Here is a 14,656-nt window from a genome sequence, read left to right as displayed (position 1 = left end):
GTACTTGCCGGCGACAAAGGCCGCAGTTTGAACCTCGGCGGCCGAGCCTGACAACCCTGGGAGTCGTTAACTTTTTGACTGTGAAGCGTCTGCTTAAAGCGTGCGCAGTGACAGGCGCCTCCAATCACAGGATAATGCGGCTCTTTTTTGGCGGCTCGCTGCGTGAGCTGGCTTGATACGTTTCTTGTTTGGCCGCCTTAGCCTGACAATCCTGGAGTGTCTGGTTTGATCGTCTTTCGTTATCTATCCCGCGAAGTCCTGCTGACCCTGAGCGCCGTGAGCGCCGTGCTGCTGGTCATCATCATGAGCGGACGCTTCATCAAATACCTTGCCCAGGCGGCCTCCGGCGCCCTGGATCCGGGCTCCTTGTTCCTGATCATGGGGTTCCGCCTGCCGGGCTTCCTGCAATTGATCCTGCCGCTGGGGTTGTTCCTCGGCATTTTGCTGGCCTATGGGCGCTTGTACCTGGACAGCGAAATGACCGTGCTGTCGGCCACTGGCATGAGCCAGCAACGCCTGTTTCGCATGACCCTGTTCCCGGCCACACTGGTGGCGCTGGTGGTGGCCTGGCTGAGCCTGAGCCTGTCGCCCCAGGGCGCCAACCAATTCCAGCTGCTGATCAACCAGCAGGACGCCATGACCGAATTCGACACCCTGGTGCCAGGGCGTTTCCAGGCCCTGCGTGACGGCACGCGGGTGACCTACACCGAACAGCTCTCGGAAGACCGGATCAACCTGGGCGGCGTCTTCATTACGCAAAAGAACCTGTCTTCGGACACCAAGAAGGACCGTGGCATTTCCGTGCTGGTGGCCGAGAAAGGCCGGCAGGAAATCAACCCCGACGGCAACCGCTACCTGATCCTGGAAAACGGCTATCGCTACGACGGCAAGCCGGGGCAGGCCGATTACCGGGCCATCCAGTACGACACCTATGGCGTGCTGTTGCCCAAGCCCGAGGTCAGCGACGAAGTCACCGACCGCGACGCGATGCCGACCGCCAGCCTGCTGGGCAGCGACGACATTCGCGCCCGCACCGAGCTGCAATGGCGCCTGTCGTTGCCGCTGCTGGTGTTCATCGTGACCCTCATGGCGGTGCCGCTGTCGCGGGTCAACCCGCGCCAGGGCCGTTTCCTCAAGTTGCTGCCGGCGATTCTCCTGTATATGGCTTACCTGACCATCCTGATTTCCGCCCGCGGCGCCCTGGAGAAGGGCAAGATCCCGCCGACACTGGGCTTGTGGTGGGTGCATGGCATCTTCCTGGTCATCGGCCTGGGGCTGCTCTATTGGGAGCCACTGCGCCTGAAACTGGCCAGTCGCCGCAGCGCGCTGGAGGTGGCCCGTGGTTAAACTCGACCGCTACATCGGCAGCAGCGTGTTCATGGCGATCCTCGCGGTGCTGGGGATCATCCTTGGCCTGGCGACCCTGTTCGCCTTCATCGATGAAATGAGCGACGTCAGCGACACCTATACCCTGATGGACGTCATGAGCTATGTGCTGCTGACCGCGCCTCGGCGCCTGTACGACATGCTGCCGATGGCGGCGTTGATCGGCTGCCTGATCGGCCTGGGCAGCCTGGCCAGTAACAGCGAGCTGACCATCATGCGCGCCGCCGGCGTGTCCATCGGTCGGATCGTCTGGGCGGTGATGAAGCCGATGCTGGTATTGATGCTGGTGGGCGTGTTGATCGGCGAATACATCGCCCCGGCCACCGAGAACACCGCCCAGGCCAACCGTTCCCTGGCCCAGGGCAGCGGTGATGCGCAAAGCGCCAAGCACGGCCTGTGGCACCGCCAGGGCGACGAGTTCATCCACATCAACTCGGTCCAGCCCAATGGCATCCTCTATGGCGTGACCCGCTATCGTTTCGACGAGCAGCGGCATTTGCTGTCGTCGAGCTTCGCCAAGCGCGCGAATTTCGCCGAGGACCACTGGCAACTGAGTGATGTCACCACCACCCTGTTCCATGACAAGCGCACCGAAGTGGTCGCCGCTGCGCAAGAGCGTTGGGATGTGTCGATCAGCCCGCAGTTGCTCAGCACCGTGGTGATGGCGCCGGAGTCGCTATCGATTACCGGTTTGTGGGGCTATATCCATTACCTGGCGGACCAGGGCCTGAATAACGGCCGCTACTGGCTGGCTTTTTGGGTCAAGGTGTTGCAGCCGCTGGTCACTGCCGCCCTGGTGTTGATGGCGATTTCCTTCATTTTCGGCCCGCTGCGTTCGGTGACCCTCGGTCAACGGGTGTTTACCGGCGTGCTGGTGGGCTTCACCTTCCGTATCGCCCAGGACCTGCTGGGGCCGTCGAGCCTGGTGTTCGGTTTCTCGCCGCTGTTCGCGGTGCTGGTGCCGGCCGGTGTCTGTGCGTTGGCCGGGCTCTGGCTGCTGCGCCGGGCGGGTTGAACCAAGCTCATTATGGCGAGCGAGCTTCTGTGGCGAGGGAGCTTGCTCCCGCTGGACTGCGTAGCAGTCCCCTACAACCTGCCTGACACATCGCAGTGGCGGATAAATCGAGGGGCCGCTTCGCAGCCCAGCGGGAGCAAGCTCCCTCGCCACAGGTGTGTCCACCCCTCTCCCCAATCCAAACAGTGGGTATCGACAGGCGAACGTGACGCTTGCACGGTGTATCAGGTACAATTCCCGGCTATTTTTCGGCGGGCCATGCCTGCAGCCTTTTTGAGTGTTGATCCGTGAGTGATTTGAGTCATATCCGTAATTTCTCCATCATCGCCCACATTGACCATGGCAAGTCGACGCTGGCTGATCGCTTCATCCAGATGTGCGGCGGCCTGGCCGAGCGTGAAATGGAAGCCCAGGTCCTGGACTCCATGGACCTCGAGCGTGAGCGCGGGATCACCATCAAGGCCCACAGCGTTACCCTCTACTACAAGGCCCGCGACGGCGTCACCTATCAGCTGAACTTCATCGATACCCCCGGCCACGTCGACTTCACCTATGAAGTCAGCCGGTCGCTGGCGGCCTGTGAAGGTGCATTGCTGGTGGTCGATGCCGGCCAGGGCGTCGAGGCCCAGTCGGTTGCCAACTGCTACACGGCCATCGAGCAGGGCCTGGAAGTCATGCCGGTGCTGAACAAGATCGACCTGCCCCAGGCCGACCCGGACCGCGTGAAGGAAGAAATCGAGAAAATCATCGGCATCGACGCCACCGACGCGGTCACCTGCAGCGCCAAGACCGGCCTGGGCGTGGACGAAGTGCTCGAGCGCCTGGTGACCACCATTCCCGCGCCAACCGGCAACATCGAAGATCCGCTGCAAGCGTTGATCATCGACTCCTGGTTCGACAACTACCTGGGCGTAGTCTCCCTGGTTCGCGTGCGCCATGGCCGTGTGAAGAAGGGCGACAAGATCCTGGTCAAGTCCACCGGCAAGATCCACCTGGTGGACAGCGTCGGGGTCTTCAACCCGAAACACACCGCCACCGTCGACCTGAAGGCCGGTGAAGTGGGCTTCATCATCGCCGGCATCAAGGACATCCACGGGGCGCCGGTCGGCGACACCCTGACCTTGAGCTCCACCCCCGACGTCGATGTACTGCCCGGTTTCAAACGTATCCAGCCGCAGGTCTATGCCGGCCTGTTCCCGGTCAGTTCCGACGACTTCGAGGATTTCCGCGAAGCCCTGCAAAAGCTGACCCTGAACGACTCGTCCCTGCAATACACCCCGGAAAGCTCCGACGCCCTGGGCTTCGGCTTCCGCTGCGGGTTCCTGGGCATGTTGCACATGGAAATCATCCAGGAGCGCCTGGAGCGCGAGTACGACCTGGACCTGATCACCACGGCGCCGACGGTAATCTTCGAGCTGCTGCTCAAGAACGGCGAAACCATTTACGTCGACAACCCGTCCAAGCTGCCGGACCTGTCGGCCATCGAAGACATGCGCGAGCCGATCGTGCGGGCCAACATCCTTGTGCCTCAAGAGCACCTGGGTAACGTCATTACCCTGTGCATCGAGAAGCGCGGCGTGCAACACGACATGCTGTTCCTCGGCACGCAGGTCCAGGTGACCTACGACCTGCCGATGAACGAAGTGGTGCTGGACTTCTTCGACCGCCTCAAATCCACCAGTCGCGGCTATGCTTCGCTGGACTATCATTTCGATCGTTACCAATCGGCTAATCTGGTGAAGCTGGATGTACTGATCAACGGTGAGAAAGTCGATGCCCTGGCATTGATCGTGCACCGTGACAACGCGCACTACAAAGGTCGTGCATTGACCGAGAAGATGAAGGAACTGATTCCGCGGCAGATGTTCGATGTGGCAATCCAGGCCGCCATTGGCGGGCAGATTGTGGCGCGTACAACCGTCAAGGCGCTCAGAAAGAACGTATTGGCCAAATGCTACGGCGGCGACGTCAGCCGTAAGCGCAAGCTGTTGGAAAAGCAGAAGGCCGGTAAAAAACGCATGAAGCAGGTCGGTAACGTGGAAATTCCACAGGAAGCCTTCCTTGCGGTGCTCAGGTTGGATAGTTAGGTCCTATGTCGCTAAATTTCCCGCTGTTGCTGGTTATCGCCGTGTTTGTCTGCGGCCTGTTGGCGTTGCTTGATCTGTTGTTCCTGGCGCCTCGGCGCCGGGCGGCCATCGCCTCTTATCAGGGCAGCGTCAGCCAGCCTGATGGTGTGGTGGTCGAAAAGCTCAACAAGGAACCGCTGCTGGTCGAATACGGCAAGTCGTTCTTCCCGGTGCTGTTCATCGTGCTGGTGCTGCGTTCGTTCCTGGTGGAACCGTTCCAGATCCCGTCCGGCTCGATGAAGCCGACCCTGGATGTGGGCGATTTCATCCTGGTGAACAAGTTCTCCTACGGGATCCGCCTGCCGGTGATCGACAAGAAAGTCATCGAAGTGGGTGACCCGCAACGCGGCGATGTCATGGTGTTCCGCTTCCCGAGCGACCCGAACGTCAACTACATCAAGCGCGTGGTCGGCCTGCCGGGCGACACGATCCGCTACACCGCCGACAAGCGTCTGTTCGTCAATGGCCAATCAGTGGCCGAACAGTTGCTCGGCTCCGAGCCGGGCACGCTGGGCAGTGCCGAACTCTACCGGGAAAAACTCGGCGAGGCCGAACACCTGATCCGCAAGGAAATGAGCCGCTACCGCGCCACGCCGGACCGTTCGTGGACCGTGCCGGCGGGGCACTATTTCATGATGGGCGACAACCGCGACAACTCCAACGACAGCCGTTACTGGGATGATCCGAACATTCCCAAGGACCTGCTGGGCATGGTCCCGGACCGGAACATCGTCGGCAAGGCCTTTGCGGTCTGGATGAGCTGGCCGGAACCCAAACTCAGTCACCTGCCGAATTTCTCGCGGGTTGGCCTGATCAAGTAATCACACACGGCGCTGTTGAACACAGCGCCGAATGCTTTTCTGGAGCCTGCACAAGGTTGCCCGAAAGCATGAAGCCAACGATAGTCAGGACGTCATTTTTGAACACAGCGTTAATTGTCCCAAGCCAACGGTGCCTTGCCACCGTGGCGGTGGAATCCAGCCACGAACTCAGCGTGGGTAAACCGTGAGCGTTTCTCTAAGCCGTCTCGAGCGTCAGCTCGGCTACACCTTCAAGGACCCGGACCTGATGCTCCTGGCCCTCACTCACCGCAGTTTTGCCGGGCGCAACAACGAGCGCCTGGAATTCCTCGGTGACGCCATCCTCAACTTCGTGGCCGGCGAGGCGCTGTTCGAGCGCTTCCCGCTGGCCCGCGAAGGCCAGTTGTCGCGTTTGCGCGCGCGATTGGTAAAAGGTGAGACCCTGGCCGTACTGGCCCGTGGTTTCGACCTGGGCGAATACCTGCGCCTGGGCTCCGGTGAGTTGAAAAGCGGCGGTTTCCGTCGCGAGTCGATCCTGGCCGATGCCCTGGAAGCGTTGATTGGCGCGATCTACCTGGATTCAGGCATGGACATGGCGCGTGAACGCGTGCTGGCCTGGCTGACTTCCGAGATCGACAGCCTGACGCTGGTAGACACCAACAAGGACCCGAAGACCCGTTTGCAGGAATTCCTGCAATCGCGCAGTTGCGAATTGCCGCGCTACGAAGTGGTGGATATCCAGGGTGAGCCGCATTGCCGAACTTTCTTCGTCGAATGCGAAGTTGTCCTACTGAATGAAAAAAGCCGGGGTCAGGGTGTGAGTCGTCGTATTGCCGAACAGGTAGCGGCCGCCGCAGCACTGATTGCCCTGGGCGTGGAGAATGGCAATGACTGATACAACCGTCACCCGCTGCGGCTATGTCGCCATTGTCGGTCGGCCGAACGTGGGCAAGTCCACGCTGCTGAACCACATCCTGGGCCAGAAACTGGCGATCACCTCGCGCAAGCCCCAGACCACTCGCCACAACATGCTGGGTATCAAGACCGAAGGCGCCGTGCAAGCGATCTACGTCGATACCCCGGGCATGCACAAGGGCGGCGAAAAAGCCCTGAACCGCTACATGAACAAGACCGCCTCGGCGGCGTTGAAAGACGTCGACGTGGTGATCTTCGTGGTCGACCGCACCAAATGGACCGAAGAAGACCAGATGGTCCTCGAACGCGTCCAGTACGTGACAGGTCCGTTGATCGTGGCGCTGAACAAGACCGATCGCATCGAAGACAAGGCCGAGCTGATGCCGCACCTGGCCTGGTTGCAGGAACAGTTGCCCAATGCCCAGATCATCCCGATCTCTGCCCAGCACGGCCATAACCTCGACGCGCTGGAGCGGGTGATTGCCGAACACCTGCCGGAAAACGATCATTTCTTCCCGGAAGACCAGATCACCGACCGCAGCAGCCGTTTCCTCGCCGCTGAGCTGGTGCGCGAGAAAATCATGCGCCAGATGGGCGCCGAGCTGCCGTACCAGATCACGGTCGAGATCGAAGAGTTCAAGCAACAGGGGAAGACCCTGCACATCCATGCGTTGATCCTCGTCGAACGTGACGGCCAGAAGAAAATCATCATTGGCGACAAGGGCGAGCGCATCAAGCGCATCGGCACCGAGGCGCGCAAGGACATGGAGCTGCTGTTCGACTCCAAGATCATGCTCAACCTGTGGGTCAAGGTGAAGGGCGGCTGGTCCGATGACGAACGGGCGTTGCGTTCGTTGGGTTACGGCGACCTCTGATCGCATAACCGGATGTACCGAGAACCATTGTGGGAGCGAGCTTCTGTGGCGAGGGAGCTTGCTCCCGCTGGGCTGCGAAGCGGCCCCTGGGTTCGTGATCCCATCTAGTCAAACACACCGCATGGCCTGGTTTTACGACTGCTGCGCAGCCGAGCGGGAGCAAGCTCCCTCGCCACAGGATTTCTTCAACCATTGATGTCTTGTCGATACTCAGGCCCCTGATGTCCCCCACCCCACCCATCGCCCAACCCGCCTACGTCCTGCATTCGCGCGCCTACCGCGAAAGCAGCGCCCTGGTGGACTTCCTCACGCCCCAAGGGCGGCTGCGGGCAGTGTTGCGTGGGGCGCGGGGCAAGGCGGGGACGCTGGCGCGGCCGTTCGTGCCGCTGGAAGTCGAATTTCGCGGGCGGGGCGAGTTGAAGAACGTCGGGCGTATGGAAAGCAACGGCGTCGCTGCCTGGCTCAACGGCGAGGCGTTGTTCAGCGGCTTGTACCTCAATGAACTGCTGATCCGCCTGCTGCCCGCCGAAGATCCCCACCCGGCCGTCTTCGACCACTACGCCGCCACGCTGCTGGCCCTGGCCGAAGGCCGTGCGCTGGAGCCGCTGCTGCGTTCGTTCGAATGGCGGCTGCTGGATGACCTGGGCTATGGCTTCGCCCTGAACACGGATCTGCACGGCGAGCCCATCGCCGCCGACGGCCTCTACCGTTTGCAAGTGGATGCCGGACTGGAGCGGGTCTATCTGCTGCAGCCGGGGCTGTTCAACGGTGCAGAGCTTTTGGCCATGGCCGAGGCCGACTGGCGTGCGCCGGGTGCCTTGTCGGCAGCCAAGCGCCTGATGCGCCAGGCCCTGGCCGTGCACCTGGGCGGTCGGCCGCTGGTCAGTCGCGAGCTGTTTCGCAAGCCCTGATCAACCCGTATGCTGTGGGCCGACTATTCGTCCATTCAGGAGCCTTTTCGTGAGCACCAGCAATCGCATTCTTCTCGGCGTGAACATCGACCATGTCGCCACCCTGCGCCAGGCCCGCGGTACGCGTTACCCGGATCCGGTCAAGGCCGCGCTGGACGCGGAAGAAGCGGGGGCCGACGGCATCACCGTGCACCTGCGTGAAGACCGTCGCCACATCCAGGAGCGCGACGTGCTGCTGCTCAAGGACGTGCTGCAAACCCGCATGAACTTCGAAATGGGCGTGACCGAAGAAATGATGGCGTTCGCCGAGCTCATTCGCCCGGCGCACATCTGTCTGGTGCCGGAAACGCGCCAGGAACTGACCACCGAAGGCGGCCTCGACGTTGCGGGGCAGGAGGCTCGGATCAGCCTGGCGGTGGAGCGTCTGTCGAAGATCGGTGCCGAGGTGTCGCTGTTCATCGATGCCGACGAACGGCAGATCGAAGCGTCCAAGCGGGTCGGCGCCCCGGCCATCGAACTGCATACCGGCCGCTACGCCGATGCCGAAACCCCCACGGACGTGGCCGACGAGCTGCAGCGGGTCGCCGATGGCGTCGCCTTTGGCCTGGCCCAAGGCTTGATCGTCAATGCCGGCCATGGCCTGCACTACCACAACGTCGAAGCCGTTGCGGCCATCAAGGGTATCAACGAGCTGAACATCGGCCACGCGCTGGTGGCCCATGCGTTGTTCGTCGGGTTCAAGTCGGCTGTGGCGGAAATGAAGGCGCTGATCCTGGCTGCCGGCAGATCCTGAGCCCCACAAAACGTGTGAGCCTCCCAATCAAAACTGTGGGAGCGAGCTTGCTCGCGATGAGGGCCTGATATTCAACATGGATGTTGACTGACAGACCGCTATCGCGAGCAAGCTCGCTCCCACAGGGGATCTTGGGTGGATATAAAATTTGTGGATAGTCCAGGCAAAGCTGTGGGGAAGGGCAGCTGCTATAGCTGCGGGGTTTCCTGGCTCGGCTTGCTCTTGTCGACACCCGGCACATGCAGGTTGCCCTCGGCCACTTGGTCGCCTTCGAGCTGTGGCTGCGTCACCCAGGTCAGGATGTCGTAGTAGCGACGGATGTTCGCCACGAAATGCACGGGTTCGCCGCCTCGGGCGTAGCCGTAGCGGGTCTTGCTGTACCACTGCTTCTGGGACAGGCGCGGGAGGATTTTCTTCACATCCAGCCACTTGTTCGGGTTGAGCCCTTCCTTTGCCGCCAGTTTGCGGGCGTCGTCCAGATGGCCGCTGCCGACGTTATAGGCGGCGAGGGCGAACCAGGTGCGGTCGGGCTCCTCGATGCTGTCGTCCAGTTGGTCCTTCATGTAGGCCAGGTACTTGGCACCGCCCATGATGCTTTGCTTCGGATCCAGGCGGTTGGACACGCCCATGGCCTGGGCGGTGTTCTGGGTCAGCATCATCAGGCCGCGCACGCCGGTCTTGGACGTGACCGTCGGTTGCCACAGCGATTCCTGGTAGCCGATCGCGGCCAGCAGGCGCCAGTCGACTTTCTCTTTCTTGGCGTAGGCCTTGAAATGTTGTTCGTATTTGGGCAGTCGTTGCTGCAAGTGTTGGGCGAACGTGGTGGCGCCCATGTAGCCAAGGACGTCAACGTGCCCGTAATAACGGTCTTTTAGCCGCTGCAGGGTGCCGTTTTTCTGCACCTTCTCCAAGTAGCTGTTGATTTCGTTGAGCAGGCTGTTGTCCTCCCCGGGGGCCACCGCCCAGCTCTGGCTGCGGGCATCGCCCAGGTCGAACGCCACGCGCACGTTGGGGAAGTACACCTGGTTCATCGCCACTTCGTTGGAGTCCACCAGCGTCAGGTCGATCTGGCCCTCATCCACCATGCGCAGCAGGTCGACAACCTCGACGGCGTCGGATTCCTCGTATTCGATGCCCGGATACTGCTGCTTGAGCTGTGCCAGCTGTTCGGCGTGGGTGCTGCCCTTGAGCACCATGATCTTCTTGCCTGCCAGGGCGGCCGCGTCGGTGGGGCGTGACTGGCCGTTGCGGTAGATGACCTGCGGGGTGACTTCCAGGTAGGCGCGGGAGAACCGCACCTGCTTATTGCGCTGTTCGCTGCTGACCAGGCCCGCGGCCGCCAATACCGGACCGTTGGGTTTGCCGACCTGGCTGAACAGCTCGTCGAGGTTGTCGGCGGTCTCGATCTTCAGCTCCACGCCCAAATCGTCGGCGAAGCGCTTCACCAGCTCGTATTCGAAGCCGGTTTCACCATTGCGATCCTGGAAGTAGGTGGCGGGGCTGTTTCGGGTAATCACCCGCAGCACGCCATCCTCCTTTACGCGCTCCAGTGTGTTGGGTTTCTCAACACAGCCACCGAGCACCAGGAAGAGTCCGGTTGCGATCAGCCATTTGGCATATCGCGGACGCAAAGCCGTTGGGGAAAACATCTGCGCAGTATACGCAAACGGCCCCTACCGCCATATCTCGACAGCAAAAGGCCAGTCTGCTAGCGGTTGCAAAACATGTCCGCGACACCGGCTGGCCGGGGTGTGGCGGGCTTTGCGCCGCTGAAAAATATCTCTGCGCCAACCTTGGCACGGGGGGGCAATACCGCCGTATGCGCAAAGACCGACATTCGGCCAGCACCGCGCGTGCCGTTTCGGGTGCCGTTGCCGGCGGTTTAGGCTAGAATGCACGGCCTCAAAGCACACCCCCTTCCCGAGGCTGTCCCGAAGATGTTGATCCTGCGCGGCGCTCCTGCCCTTTCTGCCTTTCGCCACAGCAAACTCCTTGAGCAACTGAGCCAGAAGGTTCCGGCTGTCAGTGGCTTGTATGCTGAATTCGCTCACTTCGCCGAAGTCACCGGCGGTTTGACCGGCGACGAACAGCAGGTGCTCGCGCGCCTTCTGAAGTACGGCCCCAGTGTTCCTGTCCAGGAGCCGGCCGGTCGCCTGTTCCTGGTGCTGCCACGTTTCGGCACCATTTCGCCGTGGTCGAGCAAGGCCAGCGACATCGCCCGCAACTGCGGCCTGGCGAAAATCCAGCGCCTGGAGCGCGGCATTGCCTTTTATGTGGCCGGTGAGTTCAGCGAGGCCGAGGCCCAGTTGATCGCCGAAGGCCTGCATGACCGCATGACCCAAGTCGTGCTGGGCAACCTGGAACAGGCCGCCGGTCTGTTCAGCCACGCCGAACCCAAGCCACTGACCGCCATCGACGTACTGGGCGGCGGCCGTGCCGCGCTGGAAAAAGCCAACGCCGAACTGGGCCTGGCCCTGGCCGAAGACGAGATCGATTACCTGGTCAACGCCTTCCAGGGCTTGAAGCGTAACCCCCACGACATCGAACTGATGATGTTCGCCCAGGCCAACTCCGAGCACTGCCGCCACAAGATCTTCAACGCCAGTTGGGACATTGACGGCCAGAGCCAGGAAAAAAGCCTGTTCGGCATGATCAAGAACACCTATCAGATGCACAACGAAGGTGTGTTGTCGGCCTACAAGGACAACGCTGCGGTGATCGTCGGCAACGTCGCCGGGCGTTTCTACCCGAACCCTGAGACCCGCCAGTACGGTGCGGTCCAGGAGCCGGTGCACATCCTGATGAAGGTCGAGACCCACAACCACCCGACCGCCATTGCCCCGTTCCCGGGCGCGTCCACCGGTTCCGGTGGCGAGATCCGCGACGAAGGCGCCACTGGGCGCGGTGCCAAGCCCAAGGCCGGCCTGACCGGTTTCACCGTGTCGAACCTGCAGATCCCTGGCTTCGAACAGCCGTGGGAAAAGCCGTACGGCAAGCCTGAGCGCATCGTCAACGCCCTCGACATCATGATCGAAGGTCCCCTGGGCGGCGCGGCGTTCAACAACGAATTCGGCCGTCCGGCCCTGACCGGTTACTTCCGTACCTTCGAACAGTCCATCACCACCCCCCGTGGTGAAGAAGTCCGTGGTTACCACAAGCCGATCATGCTCGCCGGCGGCATGGGCAACATCCGCGCCGAACACGTGCAGAAAGGCGAGATCCTGGTCGGCTCCAAGCTGATCGTCCTCGGCGGCCCGGCCATGCTGATCGGCCTGGGCGGCGGCGCGGCTTCCTCCATGGCCACCGGCACCAGCTCGGCCGACCTGGACTTCGCTTCGGTCCAGCGGGAAAACCCGGAAATGGAGCGCCGTTGCCAGGAAGTCATCGACCGTTGCTGGCAGTTGGGTGAACACAACCCCATCAGCTTCATCCACGACGTCGGCGCGGGCGGCCTGTCCAACGCCTTCCCGGAACTGGTCAACGACGGTGGCCGTGGTGGTCGCTTCGAACTGCGCAACATTCCGAACGACGAACCGGGCATGGCCCCGCACGAAATCTGGAGCAACGAATCCCAGGAACGTTACGTCCTGGCGGTCGGCCCGGCTGACTTCGAACGCTTCCAGGCCATTTGCGAGCGCGAACGCTGCCCGTTCGCGGTAGTGGGTGAAGCCACCGCCGAGCCGCAACTGACCGTCACCGACAGCCACTTCGGCAACAGCCCGGTGGACATGCCGCTGGAAGTGCTGCTGGGCAAGGCCCCGCGCATGCACCGTTCGGCCGTTCGCGAAGCCGAGCTGGGCGATGATTTCGACCCGTCGACGCTCGACGTTGCTGATTCCATCGAGCGCGTCCTGCACCACCCGGCCGTGGCAAGCAAGAGCTTCCTGATTACCATTGGCGACCGCACCATCACCGGCCTCGTGGCCCGTGACCAGATGGTCGGCCCATGGCAGGTGCCGGTGGCCGACGTGGCCGTGACCGCTACCAGCTTCGATGTCTACACCGGCGAAGCCATGGCGATGGGCGAGCGCACGCCGCTGGCGCTGCTGGACGCCCCGGCCTCGGGCCGCATGGCGATTGGCGAGACCCTGACCAACATCGCGGCTTCGCGCATCGGCAAGATCTCCGACATCAAACTGTCGGCCAACTGGATGTCCGCCGCCGGCCACCCGGGTGAAGACGCCCGCCTGTACGACACCGTCAAGGCTGTCGGCATGGAGCTGTGCCCTGAGCTGGGCATCACCATTCCGGTGGGCAAGGACTCCATGTCCATGGCCACGCGCTGGAACGACGAAGGCGTGGACAAGAGCGTGACCTCGCCGCTGTCGCTGATCGTGACCGGTTTCGCCCCGGTCACCGACATCCGCCAGACCCTGACCCCGCAACTGCGCATGGACAAGGGCACCACTGACCTGATCCTGATCGACCTGGGCCGTGGCCAGAACCGTATGGGCGCCTCGATCCTGGCCCAGGTGCATGGCAAGCTCGGCTCGCAAGCGCCGGATGTCGACGATGCCGAAGACCTGAAGGCGTTCTTCGCCGTGATCCAGGGCCTCAACGCCGACGGTCACCTGCTGGCCTACCACGACCGTTCCGACGGCGGTTTGCTGACCACCGTGGTGGAAATGGCCTTTGCCGGTCACTGCGGCCTGAGCCTGACCCTCGACAGCGTTGCCGAGTCCAAAGCTGAAATCCCGGCCATCCTGTTCAACGAAGAGTTGGGCGCGGTGATCCAGGTTCGCCAGGACGCCACCCCGGACATCCTCGCCCAGTTCAGCGCCGCGGGCCTGGCCGATTGCGTCTCGGTGATCGGCCAGCCGATCAACAACGCCCACATCAACATCACCTTCAACGGCGACACCGTCTTCGAAGGCCAGCGCCGCCTGTTGCAGCGCCAGTGGGCGGAAACCAGCTACCAGATCCAGCGCCTGCGCGACAACGCCGAGTGCGCCGAGCAGGAGTTCGACGCGCTGCTGGAAGAAGACAACCCGGGCCTGAGCGCCAAGCTCAGCTACGACGTCAACCACGACGTGGCCGCGCCCTACATCAAGAAAGGCATTCGCCCACAAGTGGCGGTCCTGCGTGAGCAGGGCGTCAACGGTCAGGTGGAGATGGCGGCAGCGTTCGACCGCGCCGGTTTCAACGCGATCGACGTGCACATGAGCGACATCCTCGCCGGTCGTGTCGACCTGAACGACTTCAAGGGTATGGTCGCCTGTGGCGGCTTCTCCTACGGCGATGTGCTGGGTGCCGGTGAAGGCTGGGCCAAGTCGGCGCTGTTCAACAGCCGTGCCCGTGATGCGTTCCAAGGTTTCTTCGAGCGCACCGACAGCTTCACCCTCGGCGTGTGCAACGGTTGCCAGATGATGTCCAACCTGCACGAGCTGATCCCGGGCAGCGAGTTCTGGCCACACTTCGTGCGTAACCGTTCCGAGCAGTTCGAAGCGCGCGTGGCGATGGTCCAGGTGCAGGAGTCGAACTCGATCTTCCTGCAGGGCATGGCCGGTTCGCGCATGCCAATCGCCATCGCCCACGGTGAAGGCCACGCGGAATTCGAAAGTGAAGAAGCCCTGCTCGAAGCCGACCTGTCCGGTTGCGTGTCGCTGCGTTTCGTCGACAACCACGGCAAGGTCACCGAAACCTACCCGGCCAACCCGAACGGTTCGCCGCGCGGGATCACCGGCCTGACCAGCCGCGACGGCCGCGTCACGATCATGATGCCGCACCCGGAGCGAGTGTTCCGCGCGGTGCAGAACTCGTGGCGTTCGGACGACTGGAACGAAGACGCGCCCTGGATGCGCATGTTCCGCAATGCGCGCGTCTGGGTGAACTAAG

10 protein-coding genes are annotated in these 14,656 nt (G+C 62.3%); 9 read left to right on the top strand and 1 reads right to left on the bottom strand.

The features are described 5' to 3' along the window. Positions 1 to 225: 225 nt before the first annotated feature. The 8 genes from lptF to pdxJ all read left to right on the top strand — a co-directional run bounded on the left by lptF (position 226) and on the right by pdxJ (position 8,821). A complete protein-coding gene (lptF, locus tag AC515T_RS23255; protein WP_496530183.1) occupies positions 226 to 1,347 on the top strand; it encodes an LPS export ABC transporter permease LptF in 1,122 nt (373 codons plus the stop codon). Next, positions 1,340 to 2,401, top strand: a complete 1,062-nt coding sequence (lptG, locus tag AC515T_RS23250) for an LPS export ABC transporter permease LptG (protein WP_496530182.1) — start codon at positions 1,340 to 1,342, stop codon at positions 2,399 to 2,401. Before lptF ends, lptG begins: the two co-directional genes overlap by 8 nt. A gap of 287 nt (positions 2,402 to 2,688) precedes the next feature. Then, on the top strand, positions 2,689 to 4,488 hold the full coding sequence (gene lepA / locus AC515T_RS23245) for a translation elongation factor 4 (protein ID WP_053124835.1): 1,800 nt from the start codon (positions 2,689 to 2,691) through the stop codon (positions 4,486 to 4,488). A 5-nt stretch (positions 4,489 to 4,493) separates the two neighbouring features. Then, entirely contained in the window at positions 4,494 to 5,348 is an 855-nt protein-coding gene (gene lepB, locus AC515T_RS23240; protein ID WP_496530181.1) for a signal peptidase I, read from the top strand. A 184-nt stretch (positions 5,349 to 5,532) separates the two neighbouring features. Next, positions 5,533 to 6,222: a ribonuclease III gene (rnc, locus tag AC515T_RS23235; protein WP_060740811.1), complete on the top strand. Its 690-nt coding sequence runs from the start codon at positions 5,533 to 5,535 to the stop codon at positions 6,220 to 6,222. Continuing rightward, positions 6,215 to 7,117, top strand: a complete 903-nt coding sequence (gene era / locus AC515T_RS23230) for a GTPase Era (protein ID WP_079303829.1) — start codon at positions 6,215 to 6,217, stop codon at positions 7,115 to 7,117. Before rnc ends, era begins: the two co-directional genes overlap by 8 nt. A 221-nt stretch (positions 7,118 to 7,338) precedes the next feature. Further along, positions 7,339 to 8,028, top strand: coding sequence for a DNA repair protein RecO (recO, locus tag AC515T_RS23225; protein ID WP_496530180.1), 690 nt, complete (start codon positions 7,339 to 7,341; stop codon positions 8,026 to 8,028). Positions 8,029 to 8,077: 49 nt separating this feature from the next. Then, entirely contained in the window at positions 8,078 to 8,821 is a 744-nt protein-coding gene (gene pdxJ, locus AC515T_RS23220; protein ID WP_496530179.1) for a pyridoxine 5'-phosphate synthase, read from the top strand. Positions 8,822 to 9,009: 188 nt separating this feature from the next. On the opposite strand, the gene mltF is transcribed toward pdxJ, so the two are convergent. Further along, the gene (gene mltF, locus AC515T_RS23215) at positions 9,010 to 10,470 is read right to left on the bottom strand and encodes a membrane-bound lytic murein transglycosylase MltF (RefSeq protein WP_496530178.1); all 1,461 of its coding nucleotides are present in this window, start codon (positions 10,468 to 10,470) and stop codon (positions 9,010 to 9,012) included. Between the two features lie 288 nt (positions 10,471 to 10,758). Between mltF and purL the strand changes: the two genes are divergently transcribed. Beyond that, entirely contained in the window at positions 10,759 to 14,655 is a 3,897-nt protein-coding gene (gene purL, locus AC515T_RS23210) for a phosphoribosylformylglycinamidine synthase (protein ID WP_496530177.1), read from the top strand. The last annotated feature ends 1 nt before the right edge of the window (position 14,656 follow it).

This window comes from Pseudomonas sp. FSO-7, from assembly GCF_059579345.1.
The sequence above is the reverse complement of the archived record's forward strand: the minus strand, read 5'-3'. Positions and strand labels throughout refer to the sequence as shown.